The sequence below is a fragment of the Flagellimonas sp. ABD4_174 genome, assembly GCF_056160185.1.
Genome location: NZ_JBSWWP010000001.1, coordinates 2,346,467 through 2,369,642 on the forward strand (window position 1 = coordinate 2,346,467; position 23,176 = coordinate 2,369,642).

Annotated in this window: 19 protein-coding genes; 2 read left to right on the forward strand and 17 right to left on the reverse strand. The window is 39.0% G+C overall.

The features are described from left to right. The first annotated feature begins 320 nt into the window (after positions 1 to 320). Positions 321 to 1,346, forward strand: a complete 1,026-nt coding sequence (locus ACXAFK_RS10420; RefSeq protein WP_474957703.1) for an NAD-dependent epimerase — start codon at positions 321 to 323, stop codon at positions 1,344 to 1,346. Between the two features lie 156 nt (positions 1,347 to 1,502). Continuing rightward, complete coding sequence (locus ACXAFK_RS10425; protein ID WP_474957704.1) at positions 1,503 to 2,834, forward strand: UDP-glucose dehydrogenase family protein; 1,332 nt, start codon at positions 1,503 to 1,505, stop codon at positions 2,832 to 2,834. An 86-nt stretch (positions 2,835 to 2,920) separates the two neighbouring features. Here ACXAFK_RS10425 and ACXAFK_RS10430 read toward each other — a convergent pair whose 3' ends face one another. The 17 genes from ACXAFK_RS10430 to ACXAFK_RS10510 form a co-directional block, all read right to left on the reverse strand. Continuing rightward, positions 2,921 to 4,123 carry a glycosyltransferase family 4 protein gene (locus ACXAFK_RS10430; RefSeq protein ID WP_474957705.1) on the reverse strand — a complete coding sequence of 401 codons (1,203 nt, stop codon included), beginning with the start codon at positions 4,121 to 4,123 and terminating at the stop codon, positions 2,921 to 2,923. Positions 4,124 to 4,129: 6 nt separating this feature from the next. Further along, a complete protein-coding gene (gene wecB / locus ACXAFK_RS10435) occupies positions 4,130 to 5,263 on the reverse strand; it encodes a non-hydrolyzing UDP-N-acetylglucosamine 2-epimerase (RefSeq protein WP_474957706.1) in 1,134 nt (377 codons plus the stop codon). Positions 5,264 to 5,283: 20 nt separating this feature from the next. Then, on the reverse strand, positions 5,284 to 6,426 hold the full coding sequence (locus ACXAFK_RS10440; RefSeq protein ID WP_474957707.1) for a polysaccharide biosynthesis C-terminal domain-containing protein: 1,143 nt from the start codon (positions 6,424 to 6,426) through the stop codon (positions 5,284 to 5,286). Positions 6,427 to 6,435: 9 nt separating this feature from the next. Then, the gene (locus tag ACXAFK_RS10445; protein WP_474957708.1) at positions 6,436 to 6,864 is read right to left on the reverse strand and encodes a cupin domain-containing protein; all 429 of its coding nucleotides are present in this window, start codon (positions 6,862 to 6,864) and stop codon (positions 6,436 to 6,438) included. Further along, positions 6,854 to 7,867 carry a polysaccharide biosynthesis protein gene (locus ACXAFK_RS10450; protein WP_474957709.1) on the reverse strand — a complete coding sequence of 338 codons (1,014 nt, stop codon included), beginning with the start codon at positions 7,865 to 7,867 and terminating at the stop codon, positions 6,854 to 6,856. The genes ACXAFK_RS10445 and ACXAFK_RS10450 overlap by 11 nt, the downstream gene beginning before the upstream one ends. 15 nt (positions 7,868 to 7,882) lie before the next feature. Next, positions 7,883 to 8,944, reverse strand: a complete 1,062-nt coding sequence (locus tag ACXAFK_RS10455; RefSeq protein ID WP_474957710.1) for a glycosyltransferase family protein — start codon at positions 8,942 to 8,944, stop codon at positions 7,883 to 7,885. An 18-nt stretch (positions 8,945 to 8,962) separates the two neighbouring features. Further along, positions 8,963 to 10,159 carry a UDP-N-acetyl-D-mannosamine dehydrogenase gene (wecC, locus tag ACXAFK_RS10460; protein WP_474958163.1) on the reverse strand — a complete coding sequence of 399 codons (1,197 nt, stop codon included), beginning with the start codon at positions 10,157 to 10,159 and terminating at the stop codon, positions 8,963 to 8,965. A 20-nt stretch (positions 10,160 to 10,179) separates the two neighbouring features. Then, positions 10,180 to 11,301, reverse strand: coding sequence for a non-hydrolyzing UDP-N-acetylglucosamine 2-epimerase (gene wecB / locus ACXAFK_RS10465; protein WP_474957711.1), 1,122 nt, complete (start codon positions 11,299 to 11,301; stop codon positions 10,180 to 10,182). A 1-nt stretch (position 11,302) separates the two neighbouring features. After that, entirely contained in the window at positions 11,303 to 12,181 is an 879-nt protein-coding gene (locus ACXAFK_RS10470; protein ID WP_474957712.1) for a glycosyltransferase family 2 protein, read from the reverse strand. A 91-nt stretch (positions 12,182 to 12,272) separates the two neighbouring features. Then, entirely contained in the window at positions 12,273 to 13,448 is a 1,176-nt protein-coding gene (locus ACXAFK_RS10475) for a hypothetical protein (protein WP_474957713.1), read from the reverse strand. A 1-nt stretch (position 13,449) separates the two neighbouring features. Next, positions 13,450 to 14,610 carry a glycosyltransferase gene (locus ACXAFK_RS10480; protein ID WP_474957714.1) on the reverse strand — a complete coding sequence of 387 codons (1,161 nt, stop codon included), beginning with the start codon at positions 14,608 to 14,610 and terminating at the stop codon, positions 13,450 to 13,452. Between the two features lies 1 nt (position 14,611). Continuing rightward, on the reverse strand, positions 14,612 to 15,319 hold the full coding sequence (locus ACXAFK_RS10485; RefSeq protein ID WP_474957715.1) for a DapH/DapD/GlmU-related protein: 708 nt from the start codon (positions 15,317 to 15,319) through the stop codon (positions 14,612 to 14,614). A gap of 39 nt (positions 15,320 to 15,358) precedes the next feature. After that, positions 15,359 to 17,212 (reverse strand): asparagine synthase (glutamine-hydrolyzing), encoded by a 1,854-nt coding sequence (gene asnB / locus ACXAFK_RS10490; RefSeq protein ID WP_474957716.1) that lies wholly within the window; start codon positions 17,210 to 17,212, stop codon positions 15,359 to 15,361. A gap of 129 nt (positions 17,213 to 17,341) precedes the next feature. Continuing rightward, positions 17,342 to 18,667, reverse strand: coding sequence for a flippase (locus tag ACXAFK_RS10495; RefSeq protein ID WP_474957717.1), 1,326 nt, complete (start codon positions 18,665 to 18,667; stop codon positions 17,342 to 17,344). Positions 18,668 to 18,709: 42 nt separating this feature from the next. After that, complete coding sequence (locus ACXAFK_RS10500) at positions 18,710 to 19,795, reverse strand: GDP-L-fucose synthase family protein (protein WP_474957718.1); 1,086 nt, start codon at positions 19,793 to 19,795, stop codon at positions 18,710 to 18,712. Position 19,796: 1 nt separating this feature from the next. Further along, positions 19,797 to 20,921 (reverse strand): GDP-mannose 4,6-dehydratase, encoded by a 1,125-nt coding sequence (gene gmd / locus ACXAFK_RS10505; protein ID WP_293295436.1) that lies wholly within the window; start codon positions 20,919 to 20,921, stop codon positions 19,797 to 19,799. Positions 20,922 to 21,086: 165 nt separating this feature from the next. Continuing rightward, positions 21,087 to 23,126, reverse strand: a complete 2,040-nt coding sequence (locus ACXAFK_RS10510; RefSeq protein ID WP_474957719.1) for a hypothetical protein — start codon at positions 23,124 to 23,126, stop codon at positions 21,087 to 21,089. Positions 23,127 to 23,176 lie beyond the last annotated feature (50 nt).

Here is a 23,176-nt window from a genome sequence, read left to right on the forward strand (position 1 = left end):
CTGTCGGTTTATTTTTGGCTACTATTCGCCAAAGGCAAAAAATAATCGATTAAGTGCTTGTTAATGATGATTTTTCAAACAGATTTAGGACAATAAAAATATGTGGCATTTTAAGTAGCGGACAATGAAAACCGAGAAATATATAATATGAAGTTGCTCTTTCAGAAATTAAAAAAATATCCTTAAGCAACTAATAATCAAACTGTTAAATTTTTTATTGTTTATGTTCGAAGCAAGTGACTTCGTGCATAAACATCCTTGGCGAAATATCCTTCGCATGGGAATTAATAATTCTTTAGATTTGAATTTTATTATATCGTATGAAAATTCTTGTTACCGGTGCTGCCGGCTTCATAGGTTTTCATGTTTCAAAAAGATTATTGGAACATGGGCACACTGTCCTCGGACTCGACAATTTAAATGATTATTATGATGTCAACTTAAAACTTGATCGATTAAAACAATTGGGGGTTCATGCGGATATTGCAGGAAATCTAGACAAGTTATCACAAAGTGATAAATATGATAACTTTGGTTTTATCCATCTCGATGTTCAGGATAAAAAAGATCTATTGAAACTATTCCAAAAAGAAAATTTTGAAGTAGTATGCCATCTTGCCGCCCAAGCAGGCGTTCGTTACAGTTTAGAAAACCCAACTGCCTATATTGAAAGTAATATCGTGGGTTTTTTTAATATTTTGGAGTGCTGTCGCATTTTTAAGATAAAGCATTTGGTATATGCAAGCAGTTCCAGCGTTTATGGTTTAAACAAAAAGGTTCCGTTTGAAACTTCGGATTCGGTAGATCATCCGGTGAGCTTATATGCCGCATCCAAAAAGAGCAATGAATTAATGGCTCATACTTATAGCCACCTTTATGGCTTAAGAACAACGGGACTACGTTTCTTTACGGTTTACGGTCCATGGGGCAGACCAGATATGGCCATGTTCCTGTTTACCAGCGCAATTATCAATAATCGGCCCATTAAAGTATTTAACAACGGTGATTTAGAAAGAGATTTTACATATATAGATGATATTGTGGAAGGTGTGATATACATTTTAGAGGACAGATACTCTGAGGCATACCGCATTGATGAACCGTATCATCTCTACAATATAGGTAATAACAAATCCGAAAAGCTCATGGATTTTATTGAAACCATCGAAAAATCACTTGACAAAACAGCAGTCAAAGAAATGATGCCCATGCAAGCGGGTGATGTAAAACGTACTTGGGCAGATGTATCAGGTTTGATAAAAGATTACAATTATAGGCCATCGACCCCGGTAAAGGTAGGTGTGGATAAATTTATCCAATGGTACAAAAACTATTATGGTCGATAATATCAAAGACAAACACACCATTTTATTTTGGGAACTTACACTTTATCCGTTTTATGAAAAGTTTATCTAGAAGCCTAAAACCTTTTTATAGGTTTGTCGCATATTTGTACTTCCATACATAGACGTAAGTAACCCACTAAAAACATGTAAAAAAGCATGAAACTAACAATAGTAGGCACAGGATATGTTGGCCTTGTAACTGGAACCTGTTTTGCAGAAATGGGAAATACGGTTACCTGTGTCGATATAGACAACGATAAGATTGAAAACTTAAAAAAAGGAGTTATTCCTATTTACGAACCTGGGCTAGAACCAATGGTTTCCCGCAATGTTGCCAATAAAACACTACATTTTCACACGCAATTAAAGGAATGCCTTCACGATTGTGACATGGTTTTTATAGCGGTGGGCACACCAATGGGAGAAGATGGGTCTGCGGACTTGCAATACGTCCTGCAAGTGGCCAAAGAAATTGGTCAATACATGACCACACCATTGATCGTTGTGGACAAATCCACTGTTCCCGTTGGTACTGCCGACAAGGTCAATTCTGCAATTGCAACTGAACTTGAGAAAAGAGGTGAAGAAATTGAATTCCATGTTGTATCTAACCCTGAATTCCTTAAAGAAGGGGATGCCATCAGTGACTTTATGAAACCGGACCGTGTTGTAGTTGGCACTGAAGACAAAAAAACGGCAGAAACCATGCGCAGATTGTACGCTCCTTTCTTTAGAAGTAGCATGGACCGTATGTTGGTAATGGATGTTCGTTCTGCTGAAATGACAAAATACGTCGCAAATGCCATGCTCGCCACCAAAATATCTTTTATGAACGAAGTGGCCAATATTTGTGAACTAGTTGGGGCCGATGTTAATAAAGTACGGATAGGGATTGGTTCGGATAGCCGTATCGGATACAGCTTTATTTACCCAGGAAGCGGATATGGCGGATCATGCTTTCCAAAGGATGTAAAAGCCCTTAAAAAAACCGCAGAACAAAATGGCTATGAAGCTCAGTTGCTCAATGCTGTAGAAGATGTAAATGATAGACAAAAATTTGTTATAGCGGATAAAGTGATCAATCATTTTGGTGAGGATCTTTCTGGAAAAACCTTTGCCATATGGGGTCTGTCATTCAAGCCTGGAACGGATGATATGAGAGAGGCACCATCCATTTATATCATTAAAAAATTAACCGCTCTTGGTGCAAAAATACAGGCTTATGATCCTAAGGCCATACATGAAGCGAAATCCTTCTATTTAAAAGATGTTGAAGGGTTAACCTATGCCGATTCCAAATATGAAGCCCTGAAAGGAGCTGATGCATTACTTTTGCTCACTGAGTGGAAGGAGTTTCGTTCCCCTGATTTTGGAGAAATTAAGTCCACATTAAAGGAACCTGTTATTTTTGATGGAAGAAATCAATTTGATGCCGAAAGGCTTGATAATTTAGGTTTTAGTTATTATCAAATTGGTAAGAGACTATAGCCTTATAAAGCTCAGATCGATACTAAAAATGCCCGCTCAAGCAAGCGGGCATTTTTATTTTAGTTGATATGGGTTTTTGGATTCAATCAAATATTTTCCATTATAGTCTTATAGGCCTTTTCCGGCGTTAAGTGGGATTTCATGTAATTATATCCGTTTTGGCCCATTTCCATGGCTTTCTCTTTGTTACTGTACATCCACAACAAATTCTCTTTAAAGGCATCAATATCTCCTGCTTTGGACCACAGGCCGGATCTGGTATCCTCCAACATCTGTCCAAAATCTGTGCTTAAATCCAATGATGCCAACACGGGTTTTTTAAGACCAAAATAGGTTAGCACCTTTGATGGGTAATTAGGTATGGTAAATTCTTCATGTAAAGAAATGAGTCCCACATCTGCCGCAGCCAAGATCTGCACATATTCTTTCTTGGGAACCCGATCCACTAGCTTAATATTGGTAAGATTATTTTTCGAAATCAATTGTCGTACACGCTCACTCTCCGTACCGCTTCCCAAAATCAAAAAGAAAATATCCTCGATATCTTCACAGCGTTTTGCCAGCTGAACAATGTTCTCCAACTGTTGTGGTTTACCTAAGTTCCCACCAAATATGGCCATGAATTTATCGGAAACACCCAATTTGGAACTAACCTCTTCAATTCCATCTTTAGAAACGGGAGCTGGTATTTTTTCCCAGTTTGGCAATAAATGTAATTTTGAACGATCAAGAGTAGGGTTATGTTCTTCAACATATGCAACGTTCGCTTTGGACATGCAACCAATGGAATCGGCCAACTTATATAATTTCAATTCCTGTTTCCTAAAATACTTGTGGAATACGCCATTCTTCTTCATCATTTTTAAATCCACGGCATTTTGGGGGAAAATATCCCGTAAAATCAGGTAGGTCTTTGCTTTTGCCTTAGTTTTAGCTTTTAACCAAGAAGCTACGGAAAGTAAGGTAATTGGTGGTGTAGGTAAAATTACCAAGTCAAAATCCAGATCACCGTTTTTCTTTATGGCTCGCTTATATTGATGGGGCAGTAAAAGGTTTGCAATACCTTTTTTAATGGCCCCCACTTTAAACAATGGCAGCGTTTTTACCCTCAATACTTTTACCTTACCCTCTACCCTACAACCATAATTACCTTTTTCGTAAGCAGGGGCTACAACCAAGACATCGTGGCCCTGCTCACCAAACTCCTGCATTAAGTCCGTATATAGAATGGTGGACCTTGCTACATTCGGATATCCAAGTGCCAAAAAAAGAACTTTCTTCTTCTTCATAAAAAATTATTTCGACCAAACAACTCGGTTGATGTAGTCCACATAAGAGATTATAATACGAACCACTTTCTCACTTACATTGGGCATAGTGTAATCGGTAACCTCCCTGAAATTTCTTTTGGGACTTCTTTCCTGTACTTCCAATGCGGTCAAGCCCTGTAAAATTCTTTCTGGATTCAGTCCAACCATCATCACTGATGCCTCCTCCATAGCTTCGGGACGCTCATGGGCCTCTCTTATATTCAACGCCCTGAAGTTTAAAATGGAAGACTCCTCCGAGATTGTCCCACTATCGGACAACACGGCAAAGGAGTTTATTTGAAGTGCGTTGTAATCTGAAAAGCCCAAAGGTTTTAAAAACTGGATGTTCTTGTGTGTCTTTACATTTTTGGAATCGAGCATATTCCGTGTCCTTGGATGGGTCGACACGATTACCGGATAATTATATTTTTCGGCAATCTGATTCAAAGATTCTATCAACCCCTCGAAATTTTTTGGATTGCTTATATTTTCTTCCCGGTGAGAGGACACCACAAAATACTTTTCCTTTTCAAGGCCAAGATCTTTTAAAACAGTAGAGGCCTCGATTTTACCTTTAAACTGATGTAACACTTCATACATTGGGCTACCAGTTTTAATCACCCTATCCGGTGATAGTCCCTCACGCAGCAAATATTCCCTCGCAATATCGCTATAGGTAAGATTGATGTCGGCTACATGGTCCACTATTTTTCTATTGGTTTCCTCTGGCACCCTTTGATCAAAACAACGATTTCCCGCTTCCATGTGGAAAACCGGGATTTTTCGTTTTTTAGCAGGTATAGCGCACAAACAAGAGTTGGTATCTCCTAGTACCAGAAAAGCATCTGGTGCAATTTTCTCCAGAATCGGATCTATTTTAATTAAAATATTTCCCACGGTTTCGGTAGCATTTTTTCCTGCCGCACCCAAAAAGTGATCGGGCTTTCGGATACCAAAATCCTCAAAGAATATTTCGTTGAGCTCGTAATCGTAGTTCTGTCCGGTATGTACCAAAGTATGCTCAATGGCCTCATTGGCATCCAAAGCATTTAAAACGCATGCCAAGCGTATGATCTCTGGCCTTGTTCCGACAACGGTTAAAACTTTAAGCTTTTTCAAATTAAATGTTTTATGGTTTGTTATTCAACATTTTCAAAATAGGTATCGGCATCCTCTGGATCATAGGGTTCATTGATCCAAAACAATGTGATCAATTCTTCATCTCCTATATTGGTTATATTGTGGGTATACCATATGGGCATATCCACATATGCAGGTTCCTTACCATCCAAATCATAGTTGATGACTTCATCCGTTCCAATTTTACGCAATTGAATCCGGGCCTTTCCACTTATCACCGCAAAACGTTCTGCTTTTCTGGTATGAAAATGATTTCCCCTTGTTATTCCGGGAACAGTGGTGGAAAAAGAAAACTGTCCGGAAGTCTGGGTTCTGGCAATCTCTACAAAACTACCTCTTGGATCGGTATGTTTGGTATATTTTACTGGATAATGCGATTCTGGGATATAGCACCTGAAGGTGTTGAACAGCGACTTTTCGAAATGGTCTTCCAAATTTGGAAAAATTCCTTTTTCCATATAATTGGATTTAAACCCGTTCAACAATTCCAATATCCGAGAGACCTTAACGTAATGGTTGGGCTCAATTTTAACTTCAAAACTGTTACCGTTCAGGGGTTTGGGTTGCTGGTCGCCAAAAATAGTGTCAATAAAAATTTGAACCAGATCATTGATATATATAAGTCCAACTTCACCATCATTAAGAATAGTCGGCTTTTCATTGTTTGCTACCTTATGACAAAAAGTCGCCACTACTGAATTATAATTTGGTCTCCCGAATGGCCCAAATACATTTGGAATGGTCAATGAAGAGAACTTCCCTCCTGTTTCCTTTGCCCATGCCATAAACTTTTCTTTGCCCTCCTTTTTGGATTGCCCGTAAAGATTATCCTTTAATTCTTGTGATGAGGATGAAAAGATAATATGTGGTGTAACCTTGGATTTTTCGCAAGCTGCGATTACATCTTCGACCAATTTAAGATTGGTATCGTAGATCACTTTTGGATCTTCGTGCCTGTTCATGGCTGCTAAATGGACTATGCTATCACATTCAGAAACGAATTTGGACAACCTATCCACATCTTCAAAATAGGAACGCTCAAAATTGACCAATTCCACATCCTCTCTTAAAGACAAAGTGGTATATAGATGGTTTCCGATAAACCCCGCTTGACCTGTAATTCCAATTTTATGTTTTTCCATCTTATTAATTTACCATTTGGCCGACCATTGATCCAATGGGAACCTGAAATCATCATTTTTTGATTCGTTGAGAACAGCGTTCGAAAACACCTGTAATCGAGCATTATTGGATGTTGCCTTAATAGCCGTTACGAAACCTCCCGGGACTGCAAGGATTTTGGGATTCGATGATTCCAATTCAACTCGTATTGGAGTCAGGTCTTCCGATGGACGGTTAAAATCATTGATTTCGATAATATTGATTACAAAACCACCGGATAAGCAATAGAACCATTTTTTCTCATACCGATGACCCTGCCATCCTCTAATTATATCTTGATTTGCTGGGGAAATTTCATAAAAACGCACTATTTCACTCATATTGAGCGTGTTGAAAAAACGCATTTCTCCCCTTTCATCTTGAAAGGTTTCCCCCGAAATCACAAGATTATTCCGCATTCAACTGTTCTTTGATAAAATCAAGGTTCAGCAATGTTCTTTTTAACTCATCGTTGTTTAGGTGCTTGGTATTGTGCGAATGATAATCTTCAATGCTGCTGATATCCTTTTCCCCTTCAGAAAAATACCTGCTATAATTCAAGTCCCTGTTATCCGCTGGAATCCTGTAAAACTCTCCCATATCCTCAGCTTTCTGCATTTCCTCGCGCGTACAAAGGGTTTCGTACAATTTTTCACCATGCCTGGTTCCTATGACCTTTACTTCATTGTCCGCATTAAAAATCCCTTTTATGGCATCTGCCAAATCACCTATGGTACTTGCAGGTGCCTTGTTCACAAACAAATCACCTTGATTCCCATGTTCAAATGCAAAAAGAACCAAATCGACAGCATCTTCCAAAGACATCAAAAAACGTGTCATATGGGGGTCTGTTACCGTGATTGGATTACCCTCCTTAATTTGGTTAACGAACAATGGAATCACAGAGCCCCGTGAGGCCATAACATTTCCGTACCGTGTTAAACATACCTTGGTGGCATCCCCAGGAATGTTACGTGAAGCGGCAACGGCTACTTTTTCCATCAATGCTTTACTAATACCCATGGCATTTATAGGATATGCGGCCTTGTCAGTACTCAAACAAATAATTCGTTCTACTCCATTAGCAACGGCGGCATCTATGGTATTTTGTGTACCAAAAACGTTGGTTTTGGCAGCTTCTATGGGAAAGAATTCACAAGAAGGGACTTGTTTTAAAGCAGCTGCATGGAACACATAGTCCACACCCTTCATGGCATGGTTGATACTGTTAAAATCCCTTACATCACCAATATAGAACTTGATTTTTGGGTTTTTGAGCCGATTACGCATGTCATCTTGCTTTTTTTCATCGCGACTGAATATGCGTATTTCACCGATATCTGTCTGTAAAAAGCGGTCTAGTACCGCATTTCCAAAAGACCCGGTTCCCCCTGTGATCATTAATGTTTTGTCTTTGAACATCTTTTGATTATTTAACTATGCTACAAAATATTGTTTATCCAATGTCTTTATATTTTCATGGCATTCCATTAATTCTGACATGGTTATTGTATTCAAAAAATCGGAAATCGATTCTTTATCTGTATCTATGGTCCATCCCATTTTGTTTTTCAACACCCTTTCCCCGACATAGGTACCATTTGCACAAACAATGGGGATATTAAAAAAACCCGATTCATAATATTTGTTCGGCATTGCCACTTTCTCATTTTCCAGGTTATTGTTGTAAACAACAAAATTCAAGTTATTTTCACCATAAATCCTTTCAAGATCGTCCGGGTTTTTAAAAGGCCCGTGGTAATGAATATTCGAATTTTCGTTCACCGCTTTTTCAATGCCTTGGATAATGGTACCGCCATGGGTAGCCCCGTAAAAATTCAAAATGATATTTTTATTCGCTGCCACTACCTCCGTTAAACCCTTAATTATATCTGCATACCTAAAAGCCCCAATGTAAGCGATACGCAGCTTGTCTGTTTGCATCTTTTCAACTGGATTTACCCGATTGTAAGTTTCCAGCTTATTTTCCGTAACCACCACTTGGGACTCTGAAACGCTTTTCTTGTAATACCCTTCATAGAAACTCTTTGTCGTAAATACGACCTTTCGTGATCTACCGGCAAGAAACCTATCCAAAAAACCCATCAATTTTCTTTTGCCTTTGCCCGCGTATAACCAAACAATGTCACTGATTTCATAGTCCACATCAGCATTGATTATAAAAAAACATAAAGCTCTAAGGTCCAGTCCAAAAACATAAATCGATTTTTTCCTTAAACCGAATTTTGCATAAATAAGCTGCAATAGCCTTATAAAAACGAAAGCTCTTTTAAAATATTGGTTGTTCTTTAACTGACCAACAACAGTAATCGTAACATTATCATTCTCCTCTAAGATTTTGTGATTTTGAACCGAGTGAACGTTTCTGGTAAAACCGTACACATGAACTTTTTTATATTCCTTGGCCTTCTGGTTGATCCTCTTAACTATCCTAGGCTGCTCCAGTGACTGTGCCAAAACAATTAAAACATTGTTCATGATTGTAGTTTATAATGTCTATTTCGCTTCTAAAACCCCGCAAAAATCCAATATACGTTTCTCTGGGTTTTTGGGCAGCTCTTTAAACTCATTATGAGCCACCAAATACACGATAATATCGGCCTCTTCGAAAGCTGTTTTGTAATCCGTTAACTTAAAAACGTTATGGGAATCTATATTGGGTTCCACAATGAAGTATTCTTCGTTATTGACGTTTTGCAATACTTTTTGTACGATATACTTTGCCGGGGACTCCCGTAAATCATCAATATTTGGCTTAAATGCCAGCCCCATTAGGGCCACTTTAGGTTTATAGCCGTTTTCCAGTTCAAATTTCAGTTTTTCACTCTGCACTTTTTCCGCGCACCAGAAGGACTTGTAATTATTGATTTCCCTTGCGGTACCAATAATTTTGGATTCCATAGGGTAATCGGAAACAATAAAATAGGGGTCCACTGCAATGCAATGTCCACCTACTCCACAGCCAGGTTGCAGTATGTTCACCCTAGGGTGTTTATTGGCCAATTTTATCAGTTCCCAAACATTGATATCGGCCTTGTCACAAATTAGAGAAAGTTCGTTCGCGAAAGCGATCTGAACATCGCGGGACGAATTTTCAACCAGTTTGCACATTTCTGCAGTACGTGCGTTGGTCTTGTGCAATTCACCTTTAACATATGCAGCGTAGAATGCAACGGCCTTTTCAGTTGATTCTGCATCTATTCCTCCAATTACACGATCATTATGTACCAGTTCGTACATTACATTTCCGGGCAATACGCGCTCCGGACAATAAGCCATATGAATCTTATCGGTTAGTTCTGGACGTTGATCATAAATCAGATCGCGCATTTTCTCAGTTGTCCCAATTGGTGAAGTAGATTCAATAATATAAAGATCTCCTTCCTTTAATAGGGGCAATATAGCTTTGGTCGCAGCCTCAACATAAGAAATATCCGGTTCGTTCTTTTCTTTAAAGGGTGTAGGTACCACAATCAGGTATGTATCCGCTTGTTCAGGTTCAAGACTGGCTTTTAGAAAACCTTCCGATACAGCTTCTGAAACGGCTACGTCCAAATCCGGCTCTACAATATGTACTTCGCCCCTATTAATGGTATCGACCACCCTTGGGTTAACGTCCACTCCGTTAACTTGGGTCTTGTTTCCTGCAATCAAAGCTGCGGTGGGTAGGCCAATATAGCCCAACCCCATCATGGTTACTTTATTTTCTGACACTATTCTTGATTTTTCATAAATTCAACAATACGCTCGCAAGCTTTACCATCACCATAAGGGTTGTGCAACTTGCTCATTTTTTTATATTGATCATCATCCGTTAATAAAGTTACAGCATGAGATACAATTTTCTCCTTGTCCGTACCTACCAAAATAACCGTACCCGCCTCTACGGCTTCTGGTCTTTCGGTGGTATCCCTCATGACCAAAACTGGTTTCCCCAAACTGGGAGCTTCTTCCTGAACACCTCCACTATCGGTAATAACCATATGACATTTATCCATTAACCATACAAATTCTGGATAGGCCAAGGGGTCGATCAATTTTATATTGTCCATATCGCCCAACAATTCGTAGACCGGCTTTTGAACTTTTGGATTTAGGTGAACCGGGTAAACAATCTCGACATCATCAAATTTTTCGGCAATTTCTTTGAGAGCCTGGCAAATATTGATAAACCCTTGTCCATGATTTTCTCGCCTATGCCCTGTTACCAAAATGATTTTTTTGTCAACGGAAACCTTTGTCTTAAGCACGCTGAGTTCTTTGGTGTCCAATGTTTTTACACGCTCCACACTTTCGTGCAATGCATCTATGACCGTGTTTCCAGTAATTGTAATTGATTTTTTGTCAACGCCCTCATTCAGTAAGTTTTGACTGGAGGTCTGCGTTGGGGCAAAGTGGAAATCGGCCACATGACCCGTTACCCTTCTATTGATTTCTTCTGGGAATGGTGCCCATTTGTTAAAAGTTCGTAACCCCGCTTCCACATGACAAACCTTTGCCCCTGAATAAAAACCTGCGATACTCGACCCCATAGTGGTGGTGGTATCTCCATGTACATAGACAAAATCCGGTTTATAGGATTCCAAAACAGACTGCATATTGGTTATTATGGCTGCGGTCAAACCATATAAGTTTTGTCCCGGTTTCATTAAATCAAGGTCAAAATCGGGAGTTATCTCAAAAAAGTTCAAAACCTGGTCCAACATTTCACGGTGTTGTGCCGTTACACATACCTTGGTTTCAAATTCATCTGAATTTTGGAACGCTTTGACCAAAGGTGCCATTTTAATGGCTTCCGGTCTGGTTCCAAAAACAATGAGGTTCTTTTTCCGCATATCAGTTTTTTCTGTTTTTATATAAGAGTTGATAATATAATTTTGGACAAAGTACTTTAAAATATCCCGTTAAAAGAAATATTGGCAGCCTTATCGGAAAATGCTTTTTCATGTGATGGGTCTGAGAAACAAAATCAAACCCGATTGGATTATGGAGCATTTTATATCTGTCCTTTAGCGATAGTTTCATAAATTTCAAATATGGATCGCTATGATCATTGATACATTCTCCTACGGTCCCGGGCATAATAAGAACCGGAAGGTCCTTTTTTGTAGCCCTCAGGGTATAATCGTAATCTGCCATACCGTGAACGTAACCGTCTGCAAGCATGCCAATTTTGTCCACCACATTTTTACTTACCCATAAAATATTGGCATTTCCCAACTCACATGGTACAGGTTCGTTCTTCGGCTCCAATCGTCTCATTTTTGCCAAAAACCGATTCTTAAAAATACTACCTCCGTAACTAATTTTTTTTGTTTCAGCATCAACGGTTGAACCAACATATACTCCCCCCATCCCATAATTGGAATTACTGAACTTATGTGTTTTTTGTACGGCATCAAAAAGATGGGGATAGACATAGGTATCGTCATTCAACAAAAGAAAAGCATCGTATTCGCCTTGTAATGCTTCGCTCCAAGAATTGCGCATGCCCCCTGCCCAAAACAGGTTTCCATCTCCCTTTAAAATTTTTACATACGGGAAACTTTTGGATACGGCCTCGGAGGTTCCATCCGTTGAACCATCATCTGTAAGATAAATGGACATTTCCCAGCCATCCGAGAATTCATCATGCGCTTTGTATAAAGCTGTTAAGGATGCTATGGTTTTATCTTTTCTATTGAAACATGTGAGAAGAACAGCCAGTTTGTTCATTTTTGGGGTAATGGTCAGGTTGCTAAATTTAGGTTAAAAACGATATAAAAGTACGCGAAAGTATCACGGGCAAAAGATTTATTGGATAACCTTACTCAATTACTGGATTATCGGCACTGTATTTTTTTACCGCTCCAATAAAAAAACAGAAAAGGGCGAAAAAGTCAAACATTCCTTCAAGTATGGGTTCCACCATAAAAACCAATGAAAAACCAAGGGTGAAAACGATAATTTGATTGTTAAAGGCATATGCTTCCTTTTTCTTTTTAATTGCTTTAAAAACAGTTAAATAGGATTTCGTAGTAAAAAATAGTAGAAAAAAGAAAGACAAAAATCCACCAATGCGCAGTACATCAAACCAAAGGTTATGTGCATGCCCAAATTCATGTTCGCTCCATCCCAACGGTTTTGTGAACAAATATTCGATTGACTTTATCCAACGATCCGTACGTCCACCGCCCGATGCCAAATCTTGACTATCTTCCATTCTATTGGCAAAAGCCGATAACCAGTCCTGATCCAAATCAAAACTTACGGTGTTCATTATATAGAAGATGCCCAAGAAAAATAACAAAAACATGAACAGGTTCCGTCTAAATGACTGTCTTGGCATCACGTATAATAGGGAAACCAATAATGCAATAAGACTAATACTTATCTGGGTTCGACTACCAATCCTAAGAATACAGGCCATGGCAATCGCATAATACACCAACAGTAATATCCTAGCTACAAAAGGGAGCTTTTTAATGTGTGGGACCAATAAAGCGGGCAAGGTCATTATTAAGGTAAAATATGACCCCATAATAGTCGCAGGAACAATATTACCTGTCCAATAATTAGGTAGATTCCTTTCTACTACATTATACCCATTCTGTAAAATATCGGTAAAAACAGATAACACTGCTGTGATTGAAAATATTATCGCAGAAATCAAAAGTAGAAGTACCAAGTTAGTCTGATTGGACCTTAACTTTTCCGCAAAAAACTTTCCCAATAGATAAAATGCGCCAGGAACGATAGCGTAAATAACAATATATTGATTCCCCGCCTTAGGGTCGAAAGAAAAAAAGGCCGCATAGATAACAGAAAAAACGAATAATAGCCAAAAACCAGTATCCACATTTTTTACAAGGAAACTCTTTTGAAGTAAAATCAAAGCTGCAATGAGATATCCAATATAAATATTCAACCCATACGGATTTAAAAGGTAGATAAAGAACAATGCCACAAAAGGCACTCCTATTTTTCGTATCGCTTTGAGCACTTTATCGCTTTTTGGTTATTCTAGTTAGTAGGTTATTAAACTTTTGGCGGGATTGCACCAAAAACAGCTTTCTGGTCCATTTGAATGGTATTTGCTTATAATTATAGGCAATCTTTCTTTCAAAGTCGGATATATTCGGATTTTTCGCTTCTATGGTCGTATCATATAAAAAAAGCTCCTTCCCCTCTATCGACTGAAGAATGTTGTCGTCATGTGGTTTCAAAGATCTACCGAAATACCGTATTGTCTTAAAATCCAATACTTTGGATGAGAGTAAATACTTTTGACCATGTAAAGGTTTGTATCCAAATAGATCCACGCACAATTCATCATTTTCCAATCCAAGTATTTGAGGCAAGTTTTTATTCTCATAATAGGCATCGTATACAGCGTTTGAGTCTTCTACCGTGGAAAAGTTATACTCCCTTTCTTTGCCAAAATCGAGCGGAACTTGGTATATGGTACTATCATTGCCCACATGTGTGCCGGCATCGCTAAAATTTGTGGTCAAGGATATCTTTGGATACAGGAAGTACCTATCTTTTTCCACCAAATAAGCAATGTTATATTTTAACCATGATTTAGGGGACCAACTCCTCACATAATTAGGTACCTGTTCGTTACTATCAATATCAGGTTCATTTTTATACCAGTCCATAAACCCCGTCCACTGATCTTTTGTCCATGCCTGGCCCCAAGAAGAAGCAAATTGAAAATACCAGTTATCAAAACCATCTTGATGTGGTGAAAAATTTTGGCGGGTATGTACATTAAGTTGGTGATTGTACAGTGACACTCCCCCAATGCTTGATTCGTTAATAGAGAATGTAAGTGCCTGTTCAGCAAATAGGTAAAAATTTGGTGACACATAAAGGTCATCCTCCAGAACGATTACCGCTCCGTATTCCAAACTATAATTCCCGCATTTTAAAATGTGCTTTCTTAGTCCCAGATTTATTTCTTGATAAATAACCTTTTTAGTACCATACTCCCATTGAAAATCATTGGCCAAATCCAAAACCTGCTGGTTGTTTTTGGCTTTATCAATACTAATGATCAAATCAATATCCTTATGAGGGTATTTTGCCGTTTTTAATGATCTTAATAATCTAGAAAGTGACCTTGGTCTGTTGTATGCGACCACCACAATGGGAATTCTCATTTCAAGTATTTTTATGATGTTCCATAAAACCTTCTATATTTCTAAAATGCGAAGCGTTATCCTCTATCCATTTCCTGCTTTTTTCCCACCACTTAAATTCCACTAAAAATGCTATCTCATTATCATTGAAACGTTTCTTTATCAGTTTTGCAGGAACACCACCGACAATAGAATAAGGCTCTACATCCTTTGTTACCAAAGCATTGGCAGCAACTATAGCGCCATCCCCTATTTTTACACCATCCATTAATGCCACATTGGCACCTAACCAAACATCATTGCCTATGGTAATACTGAAGCCTCCTTTATGTGGTTCGGCGAATTCTTTAAAATGTTGTTCATCTGCATATGTAAACCCCACTGGGGTCTTTAACGCAAAAAAAGATGGGTGGGTCGAAACAAATGTGGTGGATGGATGTTTGCCAAAGATGCAATTCACATTGGGGCCAATGGAACAATATCTTCCTATACTTGTTTTAGCCAATTTAGCTCCTTCAGCCAAATAGGAGCCATACCCGATTTTTGAAGAGACAATCGCACTATTTTTACCAAAAGCATTTTTACCTTCACACTCTACCGAGAAGCCAACAAAGGCTCCTTTTTGATAGCTGATATCTTTTGTTCTTTTGAGATGGATACGTCTATAAAAATTGGCCATCTTGGTTAAGAGGGAACTTGAAAGCACCAATTTTTTTAACTTATTGACCATACCTCTTGTAGTTTTTAGCTAGGAAATTTCAGGGAATCCCTATACCGACACAGCTTTATTTTTTAAAATGGCATTGCCCCAAATGTAAGGAGATAATTCAGTCCAACATTTTTGTGCTTCGGTAAAATTATGATTTTCCTTATTCACAATGGATGTTATCCTATCTCTTAATTGGCTTGGATTGGATACCAGGTCCGATTGTAAAAATGAATTTGAGCTGGTGGTATCCATAAACCATTCGGACAGATCGTTCTGCATCCAGTCCACAATTGGGGAGCTAAATCCTATTTTTGATTTTCTCCACGTTACTTCCTTGGGCAAATATGGATCCAGAGCGTCTCTTACGATCCTTTTGGTATATCCATTCCCGATCTTGCTGGAATATGGCAACGAATTCACAAAACTTACGATTCGATGGTCCATAAATGGCATCCGAATTTCCACACTATTGATCATGGCATACCTATCGTAATTGCGCAATAAAGTGGGCAAAATATTCTCATGGAACATGGCATAGAGATACTGGGACAGGTTATCCAGTTTTTTAAAATTGGGATGGTTATTATCCACGGACGGCATTTTTTTGCCCAAAACCTTTTTCCCTGTCTTCCTGATCATATAATCACGATACAGTTTCCAGTTACCTACCCTGTCATACTGCACCTTATCTTCATTTATGGAACCTTGGTAAATATTCAGGATATCTTTTGTATTCTTTACATTGAACCTTGCATCCCAGAGGCTCTCCAGGGTACCTTGTTGATAACCGCTCAACAACTCATCAGCTCCATGGCCATCCAAGGTCACCGTAGTTCCATTTTCCTTAACGGCCCCATATAACATGATCATTGGTAATGGGGATGTGATATACAAATCTTCGAACAAATAGAAGTAATGTTCAAGTTTGCCCCAATGTTTTAAAGGATCAATATCCACGAATGTGGCGCCTATTCCCAAATGGTCCGTAACCATCTTCGCGTAGTGTGATTCATCCAAGGGAGTTCCTGGAAAAGATGCCACGAAGGCATGTTGCCAATCGTCCGAGTAGCTATTGTTGTTTTTTGCCAAGTTCGCCATTGCAGCAATCGTCGCACTACTGTCCAGGCCACCACTCAACGCTGTACCAATAGTTACATCGGAACGCATGCGAAGTTTACAGGAATCCATGAAGAGCTCCCTGAATTGCTCCACTTGCTCCTCATAGGTTTTGGGGACATCGACCAAATGGTCCAAAGTGTTCCAATAGCGATATATTTTTAACTCACCCCTTTCATAATGTCCACTATGACCTGCTGGAAAACGCTTGATTCCTTTTACAAGACATTTTTCGGTAGCCTCGTAAAAGAATATGTTCTTCTTCATCCAGTGAAAGTCATCTGAGACCTCCAATTGGTCCATAAAGGGAAAGATGGCCTTCATTTCCGAAGCAAAAACAAACTTGCCATTTATGTTTGCATAAAACAAAGGTTTCTTGCCATACCTGTCACGCGACATAAAGAGCTTCTTTTCTTCCGCGTCCCAAATTCCAAAGGCCCACATGCCATTGAATTTTAAAACACAGTCTTCTCCCCACTGAATATATGATTTCAACAAAACCTCGGTATCCGAAGAAGACTTGAATGTATGCCCCAACTGCTCCAGTTCCTTTTTTATTTCCAGGAAGTTGTAGATTTCCCCATTAAAAATAATGGCATACCGTTTACTTTCATGGATCATGGGTTGGCTACCATTTTCAGAAATATCCAAAATAGATAGTCTTCTATGCCCTAAAGAGACATCCTCCGAAATATGCTCGATGCCATAACTATCCGGACCACGATGTGTTAGCGTATCCAGAGCTTGCTTAAATAGACCCTGATCTGAAGTAGGTATCGTTCCTAATATTCCGCACATTATATTTTAGTTTTGTTGATTGGTTGCTACATTATCTTGTTTCCTGCGGGTATTTTATATCCCGGGGACATTAAAAAAACTCAAATTATGGACAAAAATTGCCCTTTATGATGCTATCCCAATGTGCTTTTAGACAATTTTTCCATCCTTAAAAACCTGAACGAAAAACAATGCCCTGAGCATCATATAGAAGGAATTTCTCGTTTTATTAAAAAATACCGGTGCCAAGACCGACGCCACGAACTGGGAAATTAAAGTCGCATATGCTGCTCCCATTATTCCCATTCTGGGTATCATTATCACATTTAAAGCGATATTGGCTACCATGCCCATACCTAGACAAATAATATTGTAAGCCTGATAGTTTTCACTAATGAACCATTTTTGGTTGGCCACACCCAAAAAAACAAACACACTGCCTAAAATATGTATGTTCAAAACTCCTGCAGAACATTGAAAAGCCTCGCCATACAAAAGGTTGATCATCCAATCGCTCAATGTTAGTACGGGCAATATGATGACCACACCAAGAACTACCATTAAATTATACAACCGTTGTAATCGATCTTTGTATAGGGTATCGTCTTTTAACTTTGCATTAATGATCGCCGGAAACAGTGAACTACAAATTATTGTTGGGATAAAGTACCATGCTTCACTAAGCCTAACCGCTGCCGAATATTGCCCAACTTCACTGTTCCCCAGATATTCCTGAATCATCACCTGATCGATCTTCATATAAATGGAAACAATGATACCACTCAAGATTAAAGGCCAAGCATCTTTTAGAAGCTCCTTTGCCATCTTCCAGGAAAATTTCCATTTCAGCAAGGACTCCCCGGACTTTTTATAGAACCAAATCAGCCCAGTCACCAAAAAAATGACATCGAAAGCAAGTACATAAACAAAATAGATCAACGAATAGTTGCCCAAAATCAAATAGACCTTCAGCAAAGCAGAAATAATTACGCCGACCAATCCCGCAATGGCATAGAATTTACTCTTTACCTGACTATGAAAATAAGATGCGATGACATTGAAACTATTAATGAATGTGAGCAGTCCCAGAATAATAATGATCTTATTGGTCAGGGGTTCATTATCATTGTAATAAATGCTGATGATCAATATCAAAATGATAATTGTAGAACCTAGGGTCTGTAAACCAAAAGATGAACCTAAGATGAGATTTCTATTATCTTGATTTTTTACCAGTTCCCTTATAATTATATCATTGAGTCCCAAAGAGGAAAGTGCCGCAAAAATACCCACAAAACTTTGGGCATAGCTCAGTATTCCAAACTGCTCCGGTCCAAGATAGCGGGTGACCCAAACTCCGACACTCAGTGCTATCAAAAGGCGCAACACTTTTTCGCCCATTAACCAAGAGGTGTTTTTGAGGTACCTGGCAAATCCCGAGTTTTTGCTTAACAATTTTTTGAGCTTGGCTATCAAGTCGATGTAATGAGGTTAATTATTTAGGTTTGATAATACTCCCTACTGAAGATAATATTCATACATAAGGGATAGTCCTTTATTAATTTCGACCTTATGCGTCCAGCCCAGTTGATTAAGTTTAGTGACATCGGTCCGCTTTTCCATGGTGCCATCCGGTTTATCCGTATTGAAAACAAATTCTCCTTTGAAACCAATAAGTTCCTTGATCAATTTTGCCAACTCGGCAATGGAAACATCCGATCCCGTACCAATATTGATGTGGGTGTTTCTAATTTCGGGTTGATCGTTTTGGTAGGTGTCGGTAAAACTCCTGTTCTCCATTAAAAAAACACAGGCATCTGCCATATCCTCAGACCAAAGGAACTCTCTACGTGGTCTGCCACTACCCCAGATCTCCACAGTTACCTTTTCTTCACTTACTTTATCAACACCGTATTTTTTTAGGACGGCCAGCTTGGATTCTTTTGAAGATGAACCTGAAATGTTCTCAATGGGCAATCGGTTCAAATCTTCATCTATCAACTTCCAATTGTTCTCCTCCAAAGCTTTGCCCAAATGTATTTTACGGATCAATGCAGGTAGCACATGGGATTTTTCCAGATCAAAATTATCATTGGGACCATATAGATTTGTGGGCATTACGGAGATGAAATTTGTTCCATACTGTAAATTATAGCTTTCGCAAAGTTTTATCCCTGCAATTTTAGCTATTGCGTATGGTTCATTGGTATATTCCAAAACATCGGTCAGCAAATACTCTTCCTTCATGGGCTGTGGACATTTTTTTGGATAGATGCAAGTACTGCCCAGAAACATCAATTTTTTTACACCATGAAGGTAACTTTGGTGAACCACATTGTTCTGGATCATCAAGTTATCATAAATAAATTCCGCCCGATAGGTATTATTTGCTACGATACCACCAACCTTGGCCGCGGCCAAGAACACATACTCCGGCTTTTCCTCTTCAAAAAAGTTTGCGACAGCTATAGCATCCGTCAAATCCAGTTGAGCGTGTGTTCTAACAATTATATTGCCGTATCCTTTTGACCGTAAGTTTTTTACTAGAGCACTACCGACCAATCCCCTATGACCGGCCACATAAATTTTTGCGTCTAACTTCATGTTATTCGAAATAGTTGAGGATGCGATAGCCTCCGTCCTTTAGGAACTGTTCCTTTTGCATCAACTTTAGATCGCTTTGCATCATATCCTTTATTAGGCCCTGTAGATCATATTCGGGTTTCCATCCCAGCTTTGTATTGGCCTTGGTAGGGTCTCCTATCAAAAGGTCCACCTCTGTTGGTCTAAAGTATTGCGGATCAACGGCCAATATCTCCTTGCCTATTTCAATTTGATATTCTGGATTATGGCAAGCTTTCACATATGCTTTTTCATCGACGCCTTCTCCCTTGAACTCCAATTCGATACCCACCTCATTGAAACTCATTCGCACGAATTCACGTACGGGAGTAGTTTTTCCTGTGGCAATTACCCAATCTTCAGGTTCGTCTGCCTGCAAAATCATCCACATCATTCGAACATAATCCTTGGCATGTCCCCAGTCTCTTTGTGCATCCAAATTCCCAAGATAGAACTTATCCTGCAACCCAAGCGCTATACGAGCGGTGGCTCTGGTAATTTTACGCGTTACGAAAGTCTCCCCACGTATCGGAGATTCGTGGTTAAAAAGGATACCGTTGCAGGCGTACATATTATATGCTTCCCGATAGTTCACCGTAATCCAATATGCATACATTTTTGCTACTGCATAAGGGCTACGCGGGTAAAAAGGGGTTGTTTCACTTTGAGGTACTTCTTGGACTTTTCCATAAAGTTCGGAAGTAGATGCCTGATATATCCTTGTTTTGTCACCAAGGCCCAACAAACGTACCGCATCCAAGATCCTTAAAGTACCCAATCCATCCGCATTCCCTGTGTATTCAGGTGTTTCAAAACTAACATGAACGTGGCTCATGGCAGCTAGATTATAAATTTCATCGGGTTGGATTTCTTGTATCAAACGGATAAGATTGGTACTGTCCGTCATATCTCCATAATGGAGGATAAAGTTCCTGTTTTCTACATGCGGATCTTGATATAAGTGATCTATTCGATCAGTGTTGAACAGGGAAGAACGTCTTTTTAACCCATGCACCTCATATCCTTTTTTTAAAAGAAATTCACTAAGATAGGCGCCATCCTGTCCGGTCACCCCAGTAATCAATGCTTTTTTTGCCACGGTTTTCATATTTTATTACAAAGATGTGTATTAAACCACAGTTTGCAAGTAATATTATATGAAATGCGTTTTTTTATGGATGGGGGGTTCTATTGGGACGGAATTTAACCAAAAGTACGTTAAAATGAAAAGGGGGCTGCATAGCCCCCTTGAAAATTATTTTCCAAATATTTATTACTCTACAGTAATTGGATTACCATTGGCATCGGTACTATTCACCACTTGTACAGATTGGGACCCTCCCAATACCGTAAGTGAGTTGGTTCCATTTGCCCCAACCAAACTACTATTCCTTATTGAGTTTGAACTATCAAAACTTCCTCTTAAGTAACCAAATGGTCTAGATGATGAGCCATTGGAATATGCTACATCAACATTGTCTATGGTAACTCCTACGACATTTACACCATTACTCGCGATTACTCCGTTAATCCCGTTTGGAGAACTCATATCCACATTAATGGAATTGTTCGTAAAATTAACGTAACCATGCGTTCCGCTATTTTGCGAGAACCTCAAAGCACCAACATCAATACCCTGTGAAGCAGTGAAATTGAACAAGTTTCCATCAACATCGATCGGTTGATTGTTAACCGGACGATATTGGTACATGGTATTTACATAACAGTTGTTAAATGTATTGTTCGTAACCTGTATGTTCTGTAATGCACCATTGTACGAGCTTGTATTGGACCCTAACCTAACTCCACCGTAGTTACCTGTTCTCTCCATGGTAAAGGTGTTGTTGGTAATTATAGCATCGTTGACTTCGGTCAAAGAAAGTAGATAATAGTGGGCATCATTACCTGGAACGGTACGGATTACATTATCGTGTACCCTAATATTCTTTATCAGATTGGTGCTCTGAGTACTAAAAAAGTCAATCATTGTACCCATTTGTTGAGCTGAATTAAATAATGATTCCGGTATCTCCTCAAAGTAACTGTTTTTAATCTCTACATTAGACACACAAGCTTTAATGGCTCTTCTTGTACAATATCTATAATCCTCATTATCAAAAGTAAAAGAGCTATCATGATCAAGAGAACCTCCACCTTGAATGGCGTAAAAAGCTTCCGCATCATCTCCAATTATATTGGTCACCACATTGTTTTTGTGTATCACTTGGAAAGGGTCTCCATAATTAATTCCGGAAACAGAGTACCACCATGCTTTGGATATACCTGCAGGGGCATTATTATAGTTCCCATCCCCTTGTGCCACAATTCTATCTATTACACAGTCCGAGAATTCGCCATACTTAAATCCAGAGGCTGAAGCATTGATGGAAAAACGAAAGGCCACAGCCCTATATGTAGAGGATGCATAAAAATTATGAACATACAATTTATGAAACACAAAGTGGTTTTGACCATGTAGGTAAAAAAGCCTACCATAGGTGTCGGTTCCATCAAATTCACCATTGTAAATGGTTGGTGACAAGTTGGTAATATCAAAAACTGCATCTACTGAAACTTGACCTGTATTAAAACTGGCAGCACTGGTTACTTTTATCACGGAGCCATACATGTTCCAATCCAAAGTACCTGAACGTCTGTAGTTTGTAGGCCTGTTTTTAATGTAAGATCCATTTTCTGCCCCCACAGCCAACTGAACGTTATTGATCATGGCATCTATTGCTGCTGTATCATCTTGACCATCATCTGAAATGGCTCCAAATGTCTCCGCACTAATCCTAGAAGCCGTATACACTTCATTAAAAGTTACCGAAGGAGCAAATGCTTGTTTATAGGTATTTACTATATAAGCACCATTTAAATCTATGTTAGATCCCGATATTACCCCACCCGCAGGCTCAATGGTCTGTTCCGCTGCAAATGTACACCCATTGCACTCAAAGGATTCCGAGATGATTGCCTTTAAATTTGCATTGGCCGGATTAGTAATATCTGCCATTGAGGTAGGTGTATAACTACCTTCAATTCTATTTGTATTTTCCGGATTATCGGGAGTGTCAAAATCAACACCGTCAAAAGGGTTGTCTTGATCTGGATCTGATCCAGCGTCCGGGTCAGTTCCATCATCTGGGTTTTCCTCTTCTTCATTATTGGTCTCTCCATCAGAATCTTCTCCTGACGAATCATCTGGTTCAACAACTTCCTCCTCGTCCGGGGCTAAAACATATTCGTCAAATAGGTCGTTATCTTTGGCGCAAGAATTGAAAAAAAGTATAATAACTGCCAAAAATGTCATTGTAAGTGGGGTTCTAAAAAAAAGCTTCATTTGTTCACTCTGGGATTATG